General features: G+C 38.1%; 19 protein-coding genes. 1 reads left to right on the top strand and 18 read right to left on the bottom strand.

Annotated features, from left to right (window positions below; genetic code table 11):
• Positions 1 to 67: 67 nt before the first annotated feature.
• The 10 genes from DW793_RS14715 to DW793_RS11290 form a co-directional block, all read right to left on the bottom strand.
• A complete protein-coding gene (locus tag DW793_RS14715; protein WP_181988339.1) occupies positions 68 to 217 on the bottom strand; it encodes a hypothetical protein in 150 nt (49 codons plus the stop codon).
• A gap of 69 nt (positions 218 to 286) precedes the next feature.
• Positions 287 to 616 (bottom strand): hypothetical protein, encoded by a 330-nt coding sequence (locus DW793_RS11330; RefSeq protein ID WP_118158182.1) that lies wholly within the window; start codon positions 614 to 616, stop codon positions 287 to 289.
• A 35-nt stretch (positions 617 to 651) separates the two neighbouring features.
• Positions 652 to 1,104, bottom strand: a complete 453-nt coding sequence (locus DW793_RS11325; RefSeq protein ID WP_181988354.1) for an HIRAN domain-containing protein — start codon at positions 1,102 to 1,104, stop codon at positions 652 to 654.
• Between the two features lie 296 nt (positions 1,105 to 1,400).
• A complete protein-coding gene (locus tag DW793_RS11320; protein WP_118158180.1) occupies positions 1,401 to 1,832 on the bottom strand; it encodes a DUF6985 domain-containing protein in 432 nt (143 codons plus the stop codon).
• The gene (locus DW793_RS11315; protein WP_252969858.1) at positions 1,832 to 2,713 is read right to left on the bottom strand and encodes an HNH endonuclease signature motif containing protein; all 882 of its coding nucleotides are present in this window, start codon (positions 2,711 to 2,713) and stop codon (positions 1,832 to 1,834) included. Before DW793_RS11315 ends, DW793_RS11320 begins: the two co-directional genes overlap by 1 nt.
• Positions 2,713 to 6,069, bottom strand: a complete 3,357-nt coding sequence (locus DW793_RS15435; protein ID WP_252969857.1) for an ATP-binding protein — start codon at positions 6,067 to 6,069, stop codon at positions 2,713 to 2,715. Before DW793_RS15435 ends, DW793_RS11315 begins: the two co-directional genes overlap by 1 nt.
• Before the next feature lie 329 nt (positions 6,070 to 6,398).
• On the bottom strand, positions 6,399 to 7,034 hold the full coding sequence (locus tag DW793_RS11305) for a hypothetical protein (protein WP_118158179.1): 636 nt from the start codon (positions 7,032 to 7,034) through the stop codon (positions 6,399 to 6,401).
• Positions 7,035 to 7,052: 18 nt separating this feature from the next.
• A complete protein-coding gene (locus DW793_RS11300; protein ID WP_118158178.1) occupies positions 7,053 to 9,155 on the bottom strand; it encodes a dynamin family protein in 2,103 nt (700 codons plus the stop codon).
• A gap of 14 nt (positions 9,156 to 9,169) precedes the next feature.
• Positions 9,170 to 9,589, bottom strand: coding sequence for a hypothetical protein (locus tag DW793_RS11295; RefSeq protein WP_118158177.1), 420 nt, complete (start codon positions 9,587 to 9,589; stop codon positions 9,170 to 9,172).
• Positions 9,586 to 10,914: a dynamin family protein gene (locus DW793_RS11290; protein WP_147342197.1), complete on the bottom strand. Its 1,329-nt coding sequence runs from the start codon at positions 10,912 to 10,914 to the stop codon at positions 9,586 to 9,588. Before DW793_RS11290 ends, DW793_RS11295 begins: the two co-directional genes overlap by 4 nt.
• Positions 10,915 to 11,262: 348 nt before the next feature.
• On the opposite strand from DW793_RS11290, the gene DW793_RS11285 reads away from it, so the two are divergent.
• Positions 11,263 to 11,574 (top strand): helix-turn-helix domain-containing protein, encoded by a 312-nt coding sequence (locus tag DW793_RS11285; RefSeq protein ID WP_118158175.1) that lies wholly within the window; start codon positions 11,263 to 11,265, stop codon positions 11,572 to 11,574.
• 373 nt (positions 11,575 to 11,947) lie between these two features.
• Here the strand turns inward: DW793_RS11285 and DW793_RS11280 are convergent, their stop codons facing one another.
• From DW793_RS11280 to DW793_RS15700, 8 genes are all read right to left on the bottom strand, one after another.
• Positions 11,948 to 13,129: a tyrosine-type recombinase/integrase gene (locus tag DW793_RS11280; RefSeq protein ID WP_118158174.1), complete on the bottom strand. Its 1,182-nt coding sequence runs from the start codon at positions 13,127 to 13,129 to the stop codon at positions 11,948 to 11,950.
• Positions 13,130 to 13,202: 73 nt separating this feature from the next.
• Complete coding sequence (locus DW793_RS11275; RefSeq protein WP_118158173.1) at positions 13,203 to 13,529, bottom strand: hypothetical protein; 327 nt, start codon at positions 13,527 to 13,529, stop codon at positions 13,203 to 13,205.
• 19 nt (positions 13,530 to 13,548) lie between these two features.
• Positions 13,549 to 13,737, bottom strand: a complete 189-nt coding sequence (locus DW793_RS11270; RefSeq protein ID WP_118158172.1) for a helix-turn-helix domain-containing protein — start codon at positions 13,735 to 13,737, stop codon at positions 13,549 to 13,551.
• Positions 13,738 to 13,800: 63 nt separating this feature from the next.
• Positions 13,801 to 15,294, bottom strand: coding sequence for a hypothetical protein (locus tag DW793_RS11265; protein WP_118158171.1), 1,494 nt, complete (start codon positions 15,292 to 15,294; stop codon positions 13,801 to 13,803).
• Positions 15,287 to 15,823, bottom strand: coding sequence for a hypothetical protein (locus DW793_RS11260; RefSeq protein WP_118158170.1), 537 nt, complete (start codon positions 15,821 to 15,823; stop codon positions 15,287 to 15,289). Before DW793_RS11260 ends, DW793_RS11265 begins: the two co-directional genes overlap by 8 nt.
• A gap of 174 nt (positions 15,824 to 15,997) precedes the next feature.
• On the bottom strand, positions 15,998 to 16,546 hold the full coding sequence (locus DW793_RS11255; protein ID WP_147342196.1) for a hypothetical protein: 549 nt from the start codon (positions 16,544 to 16,546) through the stop codon (positions 15,998 to 16,000).
• A gap of 137 nt (positions 16,547 to 16,683) precedes the next feature.
• Positions 16,684 to 17,232, bottom strand: coding sequence for a hypothetical protein (locus tag DW793_RS11250; protein WP_118158168.1), 549 nt, complete (start codon positions 17,230 to 17,232; stop codon positions 16,684 to 16,686).
• Between the two features lie 167 nt (positions 17,233 to 17,399).
• A complete protein-coding gene (locus tag DW793_RS15700; protein WP_256320489.1) occupies positions 17,400 to 17,525 on the bottom strand; it encodes a hypothetical protein in 126 nt (41 codons plus the stop codon).
• Positions 17,526 to 17,715: the final 190 nt, after the last annotated feature.

The following is a 17,715-nucleotide window of genomic DNA, read 5'->3' as shown; positions in this document are numbered from 1 at the left end:
TTCGCTGCCTGGAGCTGCTGTGCGATAGTAAGTGACTCTCCCGGTGTACGTGAGCCTGCACCTGTGTCTATTTCCCCGATCCGCGCCTTTTGCACCCATGTCCCAGCGTACCTTTGGGGATGCACAGCTCATCTGCTGCTGCCTTGGTGCCAATCTCCTTTGCGAGCTTTATTGCCTGCTTTTTAAACTCTTCATCATATTGTTTTCCTGTTCCCATTGATGACACACTCCTTTGTTTTTATTATACTTTGATTGTTTTTTATGTGTCAAGTTTTATTATACAGGATTATAATTCATTTTCCTGCACATCAGCCACAGCATTAGTGTCTGTCAGTTCTGAATATGCGAATTTATCGATCACTTCATAGCAAGATATAAAAAAGTCGCTATATGCACGAAATTTTTTTCGTCTCTCACGAATTTCACTCTGTATCCTGATGTATTCATCATCATCATCTATATCGAGAGATTCGTTGTATTCTTTCTGTATTTGCTTTAAGATATCACCGATGTCGGTTTTAAGATCATATGTGACTTTCAGAAGTTTGTCTCTTGTATATGGGGTATATGCAGCTTGTGGGCATTCAATTATATTATTTTTGTTGAGATCGGTCAAAAGGCTGTAAAGCTTTTGATATAAGCGTGCCTTGTTCAGACAGATAACAAGTTCGTTAAAGTCAACTGTACTAGAATAGATAACTTTATATATTCGTTTTTTTCTTGAGCGTGACCATTTGCAATATTCTGAATATATTTCAAAATGCTGTTCTCAACCTCTTGTTCGTTACGGACAATATGTTCTGCCGTAATTTTTACAATAAGTATTGGTCTTTCGGGATCATACTCTGTTTTGATTACTTCAACAATAAAATTATATTTTTGGCTGTCTATTGCCGGTGCATAAAGTGAAGCATACCCTTTCGGTAGTAGACCTAGTTCTTTTGCGGTATTGGTTGTTATTACGACAGCATTAGGATCATGTGGATTATCTAATTGATGTTTCATAACAAGCTTTTGTGATAGCATTAGATCTTTGTGATTAATGGCACGATTGTTATATTGTGTACCGACGATTTCTATAATAGCTTCTGGTTGTATCTCCATATTATTCATCTTTATTTACCTTTCAATGAAAAATGTTACAGTAACAAGATTACAAGGATATTTTGCCACATTCTTAACAAAAAATCAATATATTTCACTTTTTTTTCTACTCTACTTTTAACAAAATTTAAACAAAAAATCAATATATTTCACTTTTTTTTCTACTCTACTTTTAACAAAATTTATCTATTGTTTTTATATATGACGATTATTTTTATAGGACTTGCTTTCCACGGTTTTCTGTAAACAAAATAAATGACCCATTGTATCAACAGGCCATTTATTTTGTTTATATACTATTCTTCGAGCCAAACAATATCCTGCGGCCCTACTTCAACATCATTTTCTTTGCAAAGTATAGCTATGCCATGGCTGTCCCATTTGGCATTGCACATAATCCCGAATGAGCCGCTTTCCATGAATAGGATCTCAGTAACAGCGACCAATTCAAATACATCATCAGGAATTTTGTCAACGTTGGCATATGCACAAATATCATAGCTGTTTTCCTGCATATATTCCTTGAGCTTCTCCAAAGTGACCTTCGAAATTTCATCGGATTGTGTCATTAATTTTTGGTAAGCATTTTGCTGTGATATATTTGGCTTTTCATTTTCATATGCAGAAACTATGATCTTGATATCAATATCTTTTCCCCATAGATTCAGATGTTCTGTTTTGGTCCACTCACCATTATAGGTCAATTCGCCAAAAATTATATCGTTCATTATGAAACCTCCTTGGTATCCGCAATTTCATTCTGTGAATTCTTTATTTGAGAAATTCCGCCGTTATGCCGTACATTTCCATGTACTTCGGTCGGCACTTTATCCATGGTCTTGCAATCTGATCTTTCATGCCATGTGTACTTGTTCTCTTTCATCCATGCCTTGACTTCTTCCTTTGTGCAGCCACGCTGTTGTGCGAGTTTTTCACAAGCCTGATCAAAATTTCCGCCTTTGCCATAACGGTTATCTGTGAAATTATCTATCTCTACAGTACCCTTTGATATTTCAGAAAAATCAGGTTCTCCGTCTATGAACGTTATACCGTCAATGCCATATTTATCAAGTATCTCTTTCCATGTTAATTGTTCAGGATTTGTTTTTTGGTTGCCAGGGATATCATCAAGATTTGGAAACCATTTGGAATTTCCTCTTTCACCTTCCCAGTGTCCACCGTGTTCATCAATAGGACAGCCTAAAATTTTGTCGGTGTCGTCAACGTCCGCTGTGTTAGGATCGTCAGTTTCATCAAGCAGGCTTTCTATATCTATTGCATCATCGTGCCATTGCGGACCGTCTGACGCTTCCATATCAGAGTCGGGATAGAACGGAGTATTGCTAAGTTCATTCCCTCTGAGTATTGGCGAATCCATTTCCTCTGGAGGTTCAGAGTCTTCAAAAAACGGCTCATCAGACAAGTGCGGCATGTCAGAAGTTTCTATTTCAGAGTATGGTGAATTTTCTGTTTCATATTTCGATATGCCACCTAATATGGGAGAAACCATATCATCAGGCGGCTCAGAATCCTCAAAAAACGGCTTGTCAGCTTCTTTGGGCTTGCTGGTTTCCATTCTATCGAATTTATCAAGTGCTTCTATGTTCATCAGAATGCTCTCTCCTTTAGATATTTAACTCTAAGAGTTTCGATTATCGGTTCTTTTGGATAGATCTTATGCTCTATTCTGCATACATAATATATTACAGTATACATTTCTTCATTGCTAAAGCCCTCAAATTCGCTTTGCAGGTTATCTCGCATAATAGCGTTAAGCTGTGAAAACCTATCCCAGCCTATTTCATTCGTGCCATTAAATACGTCTGAGAGGTCATAGTTTTTCTTTATCAATTCGGCAACAGCCCATTCATATGCCAAATTGCGCCTGTTCCAATTAAGCAGTATTTCCTTTTTCGACTTTGCGGATATATTTGACCTCATTACTCTGTCTTTAAGCTCTGCTTGGTCTATCTGAGAAGTATCACGTTTGATAAGAATATGAAGCAGAGCATCAATTTCATTTTTCTTTTTGGTCATTGTCGGCAGGTCGGCTTTTTGCTTACTGCGGCTGAAATAATATGGCTCATACTTAGGCATTTTGCATAGAACTGCTTCCTGCCAATCGTTTTGATAAACAGCGGCAACACCTGTTGGCAGCTTTGAAAGTTCATTGAATTGCTTATCCTCAAGAGCAATAGCACCGCCAGTAGTTTCTCTGTCGCTGCTTTCAGGCAGACGAAGAACGATCTTTGTGTTTGTATTTCTTATTACAGCAGTGTCAAGCAGGTTAGGCGCTTGGTCAACTATGATAAAGCCCTCTCCGTATGTTCTTATCTCTGCAATAGCGTTTGTAAGCATTTCAACAGATTTGCCGACCATATTCGATGATTCTGCGCTCTGCTCGGTTGACGTTTTTTTCAGCAGATTATGTGCTTCCTCCAACACAGTTATGTGCCTGAGGGGCAAATTCATGCCATTTGAATTTGTGGCTCTGTATTCCTGAAGCTTCATTACGACCAGACCCATAATAAGTGATTTTGTTTCAGTTGAGCCGACACGGCTTATATCTATTATTGCACTTTTGTCAAACAGCTCAGCCAGATCCATTTCATCACTGACAAATATTCTGCCGTTAATGCCATTCGTCAGTGATCTTAATCTAGTTGACAATGAGCCTATATAATCACCTTTTGCATCAGAAGAATAGGCTGAGCTTTTGATCGTTTTTTCAAGTTCCGACAGAACGTCGTCAAAAGTAGGAAAGAGACCGTCGATTTTTTCATTAATAGACATATCCAGGTCCCAGCCTGCTGTGCGATAGGCATTTTCTATGGATTCTTTCAATACGGCGGGCATAGCGGCATACATAGGCCAGCAAACATTGAATATTTCTATTATTCTGTCTATGTGTTCCAAAACATGAATTCCTTTTGGAAAAGAGAAAGGATCTATTCTCAGCAGTTCTCCCATGAGAGGGTTAGTGCCAAAGCATTTTACGTCGCTGAATACTGTTTTGTATTCTCCCTTTGCAGGCTCGACTACAAGAAATGGGATACCTTTCTTTCTTACTTCATTCAGAAGATTGTAGACCACATTTGATTTTCCTGAGCCTGTTGAGCCTGTAACAAAGGTGTGCATTGAAAGGCTGTTTAGGTCAAGGTCAACAGCAGCTTCTGTTTCACGCCCAAAATTATATACGTTTCCTATATTGATGTTGTTCTTTTTATCTGTTCTTCTTGTTACAACTTCCTGTCCAAATGCTGCGTGTTCTGATACAGGCAGACCTATTACAGAGTGTCTTGGCAGACCCATATGTATGGCAAGCTCATTAGTGCTGACAAGAGCTGAGGGGTCTACAGGTATATTTCTTGCACCGTCATAGCTAAATCCTGAATAAGAGAATTTTGGGTGAAGAAAGTTCTGTAGATAAGGGAGAATATCGTGTATCATTTCATCATTATGCCATGAATTTATCGCTTGTGCTTCAAGACCGCTGTCGGTTCCTGATATAACTGATTTATAGGTATTGGCGGCTGTTTCAGTTTCGGCGGCTGTTTCGCCAAGAAAATATGCGGCAAAATTCCACATACCAAAGCTTTCGCATTCTTCAATACGCTCAAGCTGCTTTTGTAATCTTTGCAAAATTAGTGTCAGCGTCATGTTCTGAGTGTTGAGCGTAACACCTTTTGATGTTCCGAAAGAGTCTGTCAAGGTCTGAGTGTCAACCAAATTAAATGATTCGCCGTATGTATATGCACTGCTTTCATTTGTTCCTGTGCCGCTGCTTTTTGAAAGGCTCTGGCTTTGGTTTGTTCCATGGGTCTTGCTTGTGCCTATGCTTGTTGAATTATTGAAGCCATGGGTAAGTGTTTTTGAAACTGAGTCTGAAACAGATGTGGTGTGACCTTTACTCTTGGATACTGAATAGCTAGCACCAGCTGAAAAGCCGCCATCCTTACCACCAAATCCTACATTTGCTCCGACTGTTTTTGTTGTGACCTCTGTATCAGCTTTTCCTTTTGTATGGCTTGTGCCGTCAGAAGTTGATTCGCTTTCTCCAGCGGTCTTTGTTTCCGATGTTCCAACTGTATCACTCGTTCCATTGGTGTCGGTAACAGAATTTGTGACGGTGGTCGATGTTCCGCTGGTTTTGGTTTTTGACAGATTTGTGGTCTTTCCCTCACTTGATCCTGTGGAAGTGCTTGTGCCGTCTGTTACCATAAAACTCATCTGCATATTTGCAAAGGGAGATATCTGAGTGTATATCTGCTCGTATTCTCTCTTGCGGAACATAAGCTCATCATAGGAAAGGTTGTTTGCGATAAACATTGCTGTGTATGCTTTGCCGTGAACGGCATATACAAACTTTTCAAGCCCCTGTATGAATTCTTTGTTTGTCATATTGTCCTGTTCCTGCTTATAATCGGCAACGCTTGTTACGCTTGAGATACAGCCGACATCAAGTGCGTCAATGTCCTTTTTCATATCTTCATCATAATAGTCTTCTATGCGGCTTCCGGGAAAGAAGCCCATAAGACTTTGTTTTAGCATTTGAAAAAGTGTTCCTGCCGAATAGTCATCATCAGGACGTGCGCCTAAGTAAAAATCTGTTTTTATTCCGTCGCTTTTGAGCATAAGCACAAGTGTGCATGGTTTGCCTGAAAGTGCGTGAAAAACCATAGACAGCTTGTCTACAGAAAACTCGTCCTCCTGATATACAAGCTCAGATATCCTGAAAAAATGTATGGCATTAAGGTTTTCAAGCGCCGTTTCGTCAAGCTTAACTATAGGCAGGGTATCGAGCTTTGTGACATAGCCTTTCATTACCTCGTCATCAATAATGCTCAGACAGTGGCCAAGATTTTCCTGCAAAACTTCTATGTTCAGGTTTTGCGGCTGTGCGGTGATAGTTTTATCTCTGGTGGCTGTGACCGATGTTTCTGTTCTTTGCTGTTGTAATTTCAATTGTTTTCACTTCTTTCTTGTGTAATATCTAGTATTTTCGTTTAAATGTGTTATTTTTAGATTTACAAGCAGCTTTCTTTCTTTATTTCTCTGATGATATAAAGTATATTCATTTTTATCGTCGTTGAGTTTGAATTTATCGATCAGTTTCCATTTTTCACTTTTACTTTCTATCTCATTTATCTTTTGTATATCAGTAACTCTTTCGTAGCAATATGAGATTGTGACATTTTCCTCATTCGGAAAGCTTCTTGTTATTTTGGTAAGATCAGACCAAATACAATAAGTAAAATTGCCTTTTTGAATTTTTATACAGTATAGGGGTCGTTTTACTTTATTATCAACACAGCCACTGTAATTATTGCCGCTGCCGCCACAGCCGCCACGACCCCTATTGCTTTTTTTGATGCGTCAGCTTCCTCTTTTGTGCAGGCTGCCATAGCTTCTCTTCTACGCTTTTCTTGTTCTTGGATAGCCATTTCTGCTGCACGGTTTTCTTCTTCAAGCCTGCGCTGTGCTTCAAGTATCTGTGACTGATCGTATGTGCTGGCTGAACTCTGCGGCATGACAGTATTGTTCTGCATTCTTTCGTGGATAACGTTTGGTTTGTTCACCTGCTGTATATTCGGTGTGTTAGCAGCGTTTCTTTCTTTTATAAGCCTAGCGATCTTATCAGCATTTACCACGCTTGCAACCTGTATCATGTGCTGAAAACGCTTGTCTGAAAAGTTTTTCGTAAGATCTGTTTTCAAATGCTGCCAATATTCCATGTTCCAATTATTTTTATCAAATGTAAAAGGTGTTAGTTCCTGATAAGGCTCAAGAAAACCGCTGATGTTTTTACAGTAATCATAGTCGCTTTTATACTTTTCAAATGTAGGGTCAACGTCAAGGCAGTCAACAAAGATATAATGAAGCCCCTTAATATCTCCGCTTTCTGCACATTTTTTTACTCCACTTAGCATAATTATCACCTCTCAAGATCATATATCAAGAATACTGTCTATCTCAGAATTGAATTTCTCAATTCTCTCGAGTGTTTCCTTATTCTTTTTCAGTTCGGCTTCTTTCGCCTGCTGGTCGTTTGCACACTTGTCAAGCTCGTCATATTTTTCTTTGATGATCCTGTCAAGCTCATCAAACATAGCAGTGAACTGATCTTTCATTGACGTTATCTGATCTTGTGCATATTCAAGAGCCTTTTCGATTCCGTCGTCCAATGCTCTGTGAAGCTGGGAGATAAGACCTGCTGAGATTACGGCAGTCACGCATGAGAATTTCTCTATAGTCTCAGTGCGCTCCTCAAAAACATCACGCATAATAGTTTTATACTTTATAACGTCTTCATACACATCTTCGTCCTTGTAGTCATCTACAGTAACATATACGTCTTTTTCAATATATTTAGGCGTGAATATCTTCCACCAACGCTTTGAAGGATTGCGAACTGTTTTTGTTCCGGCTTTCTCTCTGTGTGATCCGCTTTTTACTTTCTTTGTTCCTATCTTGACTTTTTCAATACCATCAGCTATCTTTTCTTCTTTCTGACCTGTCTTTTCATAGTATGTTTTTTCTTCTGTTGTCGTTTCGCCGAAGTCATCAACTGTCTGTGTGGCAAAATCATCAGAACACATAACATTGACATTTTCTTTCATGCCGTTCAATGTGCCCTTGATAAGGTCAACAGTATTGAAATCAAGCTGTTTTTCATTGGAGCTTTCGTCTATTTTTGTGAGTTTTTCCTGATATTCATTAAGTATCTTAGAACCTGTTTCCATTACCTCATGATTTATTGCACTTTCAAGGTCAGAAGTTATCTCGGCAATGCAGTCTGAACTCATGTTGGTAAACTGAGATACAAGCCTTTTGGCTTCTTCTCTGTTGGTTATTGTGTCGCCGTATGGCTCAAATATCCTGCTCGTTCTTCTTGCGACATTTCCCTTAAGCTCTTCAGCCTTTTTGTTCAAGGTCGGCATTGGGTCAAGCTTTGCAATCCTATCTTTGAAAATAGCTGCGTCCTGTCCGTTGTCTATTTTTTCACGAACTGCTGCCGCTCTTTCAGCGCAGGCTTTTGCCGCTTCTTCATCTGTGGCAACCAAGGTTTTTGCTTTTGTAAGCACCTGATTGCTTTCGAGAACTTCCTTGAATGACTCCACAAGGTCCTTTACTTTCTTTGTCTTTGCATACTTCTTTACATAAGCTGTTATGGCGGCCTCTATGGAATAGATTCCACAGTGTATCAGTGCTTGTTCCTTTGTGTCACCATTCTTTTCTGCCTGACTTAACTGATATTCCAACTGCTGCTGTGCACTTGGAGAAAGTGTGGAATACTTTTCAAGGTGCATATTTTCATAGTCAATAAAATTATATATTGTTGGAATGGTTTTCCGGGCAGCCGATGGTAGCTTTCTTTCTTCAGCTTTTGTAAGATTGTCAATATCTACATCTTTAAGATATGTTCTTATAGTAAGAGCTGTAGCTGCTGAGCAAGGAAATATCTGCGGATTTTCTATTCCGTAATTTGCAAGATATCTCTTTGCAGAATTAATAGCACTTTCGATATTTTCATTTTCAGGATCAAACTCGTCCATTTTATTAACAACAAAAAGAAATCTGTCTCTTACCTGTTTTCCTCCTTTTTTCATCTGTTCGGCAACATATGACAGCAGGGAAGCGTCATCATTCGTGCTGAGCTGTGTACCGTTGAGAACATAGATGATAAGATTGTTTGCGTCGCTGTTTATGGCTCTGTATGTAGTATTTTTGTGAGCCTGATTTTGTGAGTTGTTAGGGCCTGGGGTGTCAACAAGCATAAGAGCAGTGCTTCTGGCATCGAGGAACGGGATATTTCCCTCTGCTGATATTCTGTGTACCTGCTCGTCTGCGTTCAGTTCACACATGATATCATAGGTAAGTTCCTGTATCTCTTTGATAGGGTTTTCGTCTTCATCATGTACAATGGCACAGAATGTATCTTCATCATTATCAAGTATCTCAGTTATAGATGCCGTGCAAGCTTCATTTTTTGAAGGCATTAACTTCTTGCCGAGCAGGGCATTGATAAGTGTAGATTTTCCTGAACTCATTGTTGCAATAACGTTTATAGGGAAAACTGAGTTGTTGATATTATCAAATGCTTGATAAGCTTCGGATCTTTAAAATCTTCTATCCCGCTGTTTCTCAGGTCATAGAATATTTTGACGATATTATCTGTAACAGCTTCGTCGCTTTTTCCCTCAACAAAATTCAATTCAAGCTTTCTTATCACACCGTCTGATTTAGCTGTCTTAAATGCGTCCTCAAAGTCATCCCAATCAAGAGCCATGCCATTGAATTCAACTTTCAGCTCGACAGTGTTCTGGTCATCAACCAGCATTTTGGGGAAGTTACCAACCCATTCCTGAAGTCTTTTTTCTTTTACCAATTTGTAAAGGGCGCTGTCATTTTGGATAGCTTTTCCGTTGATCTTGATCTGTGTTTCAAGTTTGTAGGGATTATACTTTACATTGACCTGTGTCATAATTTTTTACCTCCGTTTATATAATTTTTTATGATTTTTTCTGTGTATGATAATCCGCAAGAGTTTTGGAGCTGTTCTATTTCGTCATCGCTGTACGGAACCTTTATTTGCGGAAATGAAGTTTTATAATATTCTTTTAGCCGCATTCTTTCAAATTTATCTACCAGATAATACAGCGTGCGTTCATCGCTTCTGCTCAAAGTGCTGTTTTGGCAAGTCTTTGACAGATAACCAGCCCGTGCAGAGAGTGGACAAACTATCGGTTCTTTAAAACCTTTGCTTTTAAGATATTGTATCTGTCGATCTATCACATCACGCACATTTTCATCTTCTTCATTGAAACTGTCTATTTTGTTCAGCACAAAGATCAATGGCGTTTTACCGATTGTTTTCCTCACAAACTCCAGATGTTCATTCTCATCATTTGTGGAGAGCTGAGTTGCGTTCATCACATATATGAGAAGATCGTATTTTTTACGTTTGAGCATGGCTTCGGTTATTTCACGATGAGAGCTGTCTTCACTGAAATTCACTCCTGGAGAATCGTCAATTAATATCCTCTCGTCTGATAATATGCCATTAAAATGACCTGCAACTATTATTTTGTCAGTGTAATTAAGTTCATTATCATTTACTAACTCCTCACGTCCTGCTGTCATGACTAAGTCGTGATCGTATTCGTAAAAATAATTGTCCTCAAAAGCCTTATTGTATATGCTGTGTATTTTACTTGTGCAAGCCATATTCTGAGACAAACATACATATTTGCCGACTAATGAGTTGATAAAGGTTGATTTGCCTGCACTCATAGTCGCTGTTACCATAATTCTGAATGGCTTTTTGTTACGAAATGCAAGGTTGTGCATAAATACATCTGCATATTTTTTTTCGATGTCAGATAAATGTCTGCGTATTGAAGAAGAGATCTTCACGGAGTTTGTTAGTGAAGCTGCCAGAGGAAGCATCAAGTTCCATTGACCTGACCTTATCTGAAAATCTGATACATATTGCTTTTCTATTTGCTTTAATTTTCTTATTGTGGTGTCGTTTACATAGCAGCCTAATATATGTAAAAGATCAAACACAATAAGATTACGATAAAAAGAGATGTCATGGACGATATCAGCACTTTTATGAGTTAAAATTATTTTCTCATATGCTTCAAGCAATGACTTTTCGTATATTCGTTTACCAAAACCGCCAATTTTCAGATATTTCTTCAGCCGTTCAAAATATTCTCTTTTTACACTGTCTGAGTCATTAATAATTGGATTATAAACCAAAATATTCGACATGGATAAATTTTCTATTTTAATAATTATCACCTCTATAATAAAACTAACAATTAATGTATGATTTAATTATACCACATTTGATTTTGAATTTGTTAAGCTGGCTGCTTAGTATAACGTTTTCGAAGAATATTTTTTTATTTTAACCAAAAATGTCAAATTATCGGTGCGGCAAATCATCGTATTTTGTCGTTTTATCTTGCTTTCAGTATAGCATAATTGCCAGACAAAGGTATGTCCGTTTAAAATTAGTTTACTTTTACATTATAACCCTTTATAGCGGTATATGTCAAGAAATAATACTAATATAAGCGGTAATATCGTCACATTATATATATTATAATAGGTATAGTGATATAAATCGACGAAGGGAGTAAGAAAATGACAGAAAAGGATATCAGCAACAGAATTACGCAGCTTAGATTGCAAAAAAATGTGTCCGAATACAAGATGAGCCTTGCACTCGGACACAGTAAAGGGTATATCCAAAGCATATCATCGGGTCGGACAATGCCGTCCCTTGGTGAATTTCTTGCCATTTGCGAGTATCTTGAAGTCACTCCGAAGCAGTTTTTCGACGATGGCAGCAAAAACCCTGCCCTGACACAGAAAATAGTTGAGAGCGTATCGAGACTTTCTGAGAATGATCAGAAGCTTGTGCTGGAGATTTCGGAGAGGTTGGGGAAAGATTGAATCGATAAAGTGCCTTAATGCTAGTCATAAGGCACTTTTGCTATGTGGAACATACAAAAAAAGAGTTACGCTTTTCGGTTCCTCAAAGCATAACCCTACTTGTTTAGATAATACAAAAACTCCCCCTGCGGCGTTAAGTTCTGATAATAAAAAAAGCCATGACGGACAATGCCCGTCACGGCGAGTGACTGGTCGAGGTGACGGGACTTGAATATATGAAAATATGAAACTTTGAAATTCACAATCATTGATCGTTGTATCATCTGTATACAACTTCTTCACACCATATGCCACCTTGATATATCTGATTTTCTTTCAAGCGACAAGTTGGTGTCGCACACGAAGTATAACCCTTATTTTAGCACAAAAACGCTTATCCAACCTCACTGCCTTTTTCAAGGATTTCTTGGTCTAAAAGCATTGTGTTTTTACGCTGAACGTCCTTGTATGAATGTGTGTAAATTTGGATCGAAGTATAAGAATCTGAATGTCCTAAAAGGCTTTGTAAGTCTTTCGGTGACGCACCATTTTTCGCAAGTAAACTTGCAAACGTGTGCCTTAAAACGTGCAGATTGCGGTATGGAATATCTGTACTCTGCATAAATTTCTTGTATCTCCTGCCAATGACTTTTGGCAGCATAGCAAGTCCGCTATCTTCTTGATACAGAACGTGTCCCGAATCAGTCCAATCTAGATTTTCAGATTTACGTTTTTCATAGTTCTCCCTTGCCTTTTTCAAAAGTTCTACTGTCTTTTTGCCAAGAGGTATCGAACGAACTCCTGCCGCAGTTTTCGGTGCTTTCTCATATATCACACGGTCAACCTTTATGACACTCTCCGTTATCTTCATCTCAGGATAGAGATCGTCGAGAGATATATTTTCATACTTTAACCCTGCCATTTCGCCACGTCTTAATCCACACAGACCTCCGAGAACGAGTATCAACAGCACCATTTCGTTGTCCTCTTTTTCGGCTTTCTCAATCAATTCTCTTAGTTCTGATTCAGTAAATACTTCAATAGGTTTTGACTTCTTAGGTGGCATACGAAGCTTTGCAAACGGATTGAAACCTCTGCGTATGTAGCCTAATTCATCAGCCAACTGGAATAATACAGACATAAGATTTATATAACTGCGAACGCTCTTAGGTGCAAGTCCACAGTCAACAAGAAAATTTACATAACGCTGTGCGGCATCTATTGTAATCTTGTGAAGATATGTTTTGCCCCAGTAATCAAGAATGCCTTTGCCGTCCTTGTGATTATAAATAATGGACTTATAGCCTTTAAGAGTTGAGGGTGAAATAAATTTTGTATAAGTTTCAAGGTATACCTCTACAACATCTCCTACTGTCTTTGTATTTTCAACGATCTGCAACTCTCCAAGTGCATACTCCTGCTCAACTTTTAGCTTAAATTGTTTTACTGTACTCAGCAAAGTACCAGCAGGAAAAGTCTTTGACTTTCTTTTTCTTGTGCCGTCCGTTGTGTTTACATCCCACGTTAGCTTGTACTTTTTGCTTGCTCCGTTTCCTATTGTTGTCAAACTAGCCATAATATTTTCCTCCTATATATGAGTATGAGAACTACAACCCACAACATTGTTGCAGGCTGTAGTTCGATTTTGGTTATATACGCTGTATACTCTCAATCGCTGAGTTTGTGTAATTATTTTTGATTTGATCAACTACTGTAAACTCGAACGTTAGCCCCACCAATAAATTCACGTCAAAGTAATCAGTCGAACTTAGGTCACAAGCTATACTATAAAGAACGTGGTCAGGCGTTATCTCAGCAGGTACAACAGTAATGTAGTTGTAACGAGAAAGATTGAACAACAGCTCGATATACTGGAAGCCGTTTGCTGATGTCTTTTCAACCGCATTTATAAGCGTAGCTCTATGAACGCCCTCAGGGATATGTCTTGTGTTGGTCTTATTGTTGATGTATGCCATATTACTATCTCCTTTATAATTATAATTGATAAATAATGCTCTCTTTTTCTGCCGAGCTCATAAACTTTTCAAGCTCGGATTCTGCTATCCTATGTGTCCTTCCGATACGGATAGAGTGTATAAAATCAGCATTTATAAGATGTAAAACTGTCCTATAATTTAGCTGCAATATTTCTGCTGCGTCTTTAACGCTCAATAACTTGTCCATAGTTATTCCTCCTTAGATTATTCAGAACAAGGATTAAAAATCTTATCCTTGTTCTAGTGATGATTAACTATTTTTTATGATTTTAAGTTCTCTGTATCTTCCAGTGTTCACAGGTTCGTATATGCTTATGCCAAGCTCTTTGAGATTTGGCTTATAGAGCTTCATTTTTTGCCATACCTGTGTAACACACGTCGGAAAGCACTTGTTTCTCACATCATAGCCTTTTTCAGAAGCATAGGAATGTATCTCGTCAAAAAACTCTGTGGACGAACCTATCCAGCTGCCGTTTTCACCTATAAAGTCAACGATACTTGAAATATACGGATTTCCCGATATTGAAACAGTGTTAGAGCTTTTTAAGTTTCTCTGATAGCTGTCGCAAAAATCTTTTCCAAGCCCAGTTTCTAAGCTTTCAGCGATACAGTATCCCCATTGAGCCCATTCTAACATACGAGAATCTAAAGAAAGCTCGAAAGAATCTCTTGCGTGCAAAGCTAAAGCCTTACTAAGAACGTTGAATATAGCTCCAAGGATCTTCGGACGCAGCTTTACAAACTTCTGCTCGTAACTACTGTCATTGATTCTCTTATCTGCTGGAAGTCTGTTAAACTTTATCAGCAGAGAACGTTCAAGCAGGTCGTTTCTCTTGCCTATCACATCTGTGCCACTCATTGCAAGACATCTTTGCAAGGATACTTTGACCTCATCATTGGTAGTGAACAGTTTCCTCATAGAAAGCGTTCCACCCGTTACAACTTGGCAGAGCATATTCATAATGCTATCGCTGAGAGAACCTGTAACATTATCAAAAACTGTAAAATAGTTCTTGGTCAATGCAGTTTGGAAGTCTTTAGGGCTAGTTTGATTAAGGTAAAGCAGTTCTCTGTTGCTCGGGTCGATTATTTTTGCTATGGTTTTAAGTGCCGTTGTCTTACCAGCACCAATATCGCCATATGCGGTCAGAATAGGGTGGTGAATATCCTTTACGAACAGCGTGCAAATGTATACCGCAAGGAGTAAGCAGTCATCATCAGATACTACAAACAGCTCTTTTAAAAGAGGTATAAGTTCCGCTTCATCGCAGCTAAGGTCAGGAGTGGTCTGTATTGGCATATCCGCTTGACTGACAAAATAGTAATCACAATCTACGTTATCGTGTATACTTACATCCTCAGAGGTCACTACTACAACTTTTCCCTCACCAAGATTGTACACAAGTTTATCAGGCAGTTGCAAGAGCCTTGTTCCAACGCTTTTAACTGTCGCATTTGCAGCAAGAGCATTTATGCCCTCTATGATAGCTGATTTTTCTGCCTTCTTGACGAAAGAACCATAGATTTTGTAGTGCAGCCTTGTTAAAGCCTCATCAAAATCACTACTGTTTATATCAAGCAACATTTTTGGTTCATATTGGCTAGTAAAAATACAGTAACGATTCTGCTCGCTGTCTCTGAAAAACTCCGTTACACAAGTCATAACCAGTTGGCTAAATGGAAGGCTCTTGTCGAGAGCCTTCACATTATTTGCCGTGGGTTTTCTTTTAATAACTTTACGCATTGCTTGTTTCCTCCTCAGAATTTGGGTCTTCATTATCATCTTCGAGCTCCTCGTATGGCTCTGCTTTTGATAACAGTTCAAACTCCTCGTTGCTAACAAAACGGAAATGACTTATATCCGTAAATCTCCTCAAATTATCATCTGAGATTGTATTGCAAGCTCTGAGTTTGCATACCATACCAATGACTTCAGAACCATCGCCGTAGTTGTCGTTGCCAAATATGTTCATATAGGCACGTCTCCAAGGGCTAAACAAGCCAGAGATTTTAAATTTCACCTTTAACACCGTGCTTTCGTCAATGATCACTTCAAGAATAACCATTGGCACGCCATACTTATTATGGTAAAAACGGCATTCTGCTACTATACCGAAATAAACTCCGTCTGAGATATTCCACGTGAACGTTGGCTCAGCAACAGCCACATTATCTATTAGGCTGTTGCAGAGATCAATGCTTGACGATAGCCTTAGCATATTTTCCTCTGAGATATTAAGCGGCTTTCCATTAAATGTATAACGATATTGCATGATATCGCCCTCCTTTAATATATTTATTATACAAATTTGATGCATCTCATTTGTTATAATAATTATACCTCAACCAAAAGCCGTTTTCATCTTTGTGAGTGTTAGAAAACAGGTATTTTTTACACTCCCAAATTTGACAAAAAAGAGAGCCCGTTTTCGAGCTCTCTTGAAATTTTACTTATTATACTTTTTCGTACCCGTTCTATTGACTGGCTCTATACATAACTTCGCACAAAGATCACAATGCTCTGATAGTGCATTTATTGCGATTTGTTTCGTAAAGGTTAGTTGGAACTTTTTAAGGCGATCGCTTTTCTCATTAGTTTCAGCAGTTTCATCAAGAATTTTTTTGTAGTATGCGACAAACCTCTTTGATATTTCATCATATTCTTTATTTATCAACGCCGATATCTCACTATAATTTTTTTCCGAATTCTGTTTTTCTTCCTCATCAGTATAGAGATTTACAACATAGTACATATCAGCAATAGCCTGCAACTTGTCAAGAATATTTATATACCCATCATTTTCATTTGTACTTGAATAAAATCTGTGAAGAGCATCACTATGAGTGATACCCTCAAGCAAAACCTTAAAATCTTCTTCACAGAAATATGCTGGATATCCATATGACCTCGGATAATCGTCTTTAGATTTAGATTTTGCCACGTAGTCATTCCATAGAGGTTTGAATTTATTTCCAAACTCTTTGTCATTTACCAACGTATTGAACTCCTTAGGATTGTCGATACACTCGTTAAACTTATCCATATTCTCAAATTTTGAGAATATAGTTTGCCACAGGTCGTTATTGTCTTGTTGGTCGAGATGCTCACATAAATACTTATTCTCAACATATCTCATACATCTGAAAGGGATATATATTTTTTGCCACTCGAAGTAGTAAAAAGATATTGTTCTTTTTCACAAATGCAAGTCTCTATATATTGCTCAAGATCATCGACCAAATCGTGTAACATTTGCTGTTCTTCAAATTCATCTAGAGAATTATAGCGTGTCTTTTTGGTCAGATAGCAAAGGTAACTCTCGCTTTTTTGTTCATTATCAATACGATTGATATATGTATATTTAATGATTTTCAATACTACGCCCCAATATTTTTGAGGAATGCTCTTATAACTGCCATTGCTGCGATTTTTTAGTAAGTTTTTATCAACGCCAAATTTATTGCAGACACTATCTATCATTTTGTAAATATCCTTGCTGTCTCTTTCAGGAGAATAATGTTCTGTATCAATTATAAATCTCTTTGCTATGGCGTATAGTGTGCCAAGTCTCATATTTTGTCTTAGTAGGTCGGCATTTAAGTTTCCACGCTCATCGTAACTTTCATCTTCACGTATGTACCTCAAAAATTCTTGTAATTCAGCTTCATTATTATATGCCATATGAATCGACCACCTTTCTATATATTTTAATTATACACCATATTTCACCACTTTTCAACCATAAATTAGTTGATATCAAGTTTTTTGTCGCCATTGTCAGCATTGTCGGCATTTTCAGCAAAAAAATAATATGAGAGCGGTTTTCACCCTCATATTATTCTTTCTCACTACTTTACCTTAGCTTTGATTTTTGTTGTGCCAGTAAACAATGCAACGGCAGCCACACTTCCTGCTGTGAACAGTTCTATTGCTGATGTGCTTGCTACTGTCGCTGTGATCAATCCCAGTATCATATTCTAACCTCCGATTTTTGAAACTCCATACAAAATGCTTAGTGTAATACCGAAACCGAGAATATAGTATGTCATAAATATCACCCCTTTGGTATGATATTAGCATAGTCCAAACTGCTGACTACAGTGGTGACAGGCTATGCTTATTTTGATATAATAAGAAGGTAATGGACTGACGGTCACCCCCTTA

The sequence above is a fragment of the Ruminococcus sp. AM31-15AC genome (genome assembly GCF_003462045.1).
In the GTDB taxonomy this organism is placed as follows: Bacteria; Bacillota; Clostridia; order Oscillospirales; family Ruminococcaceae; genus Hominimerdicola; species Hominimerdicola aceti.
This window is presented reverse-complemented; position numbering and strand designations above follow the sequence as displayed.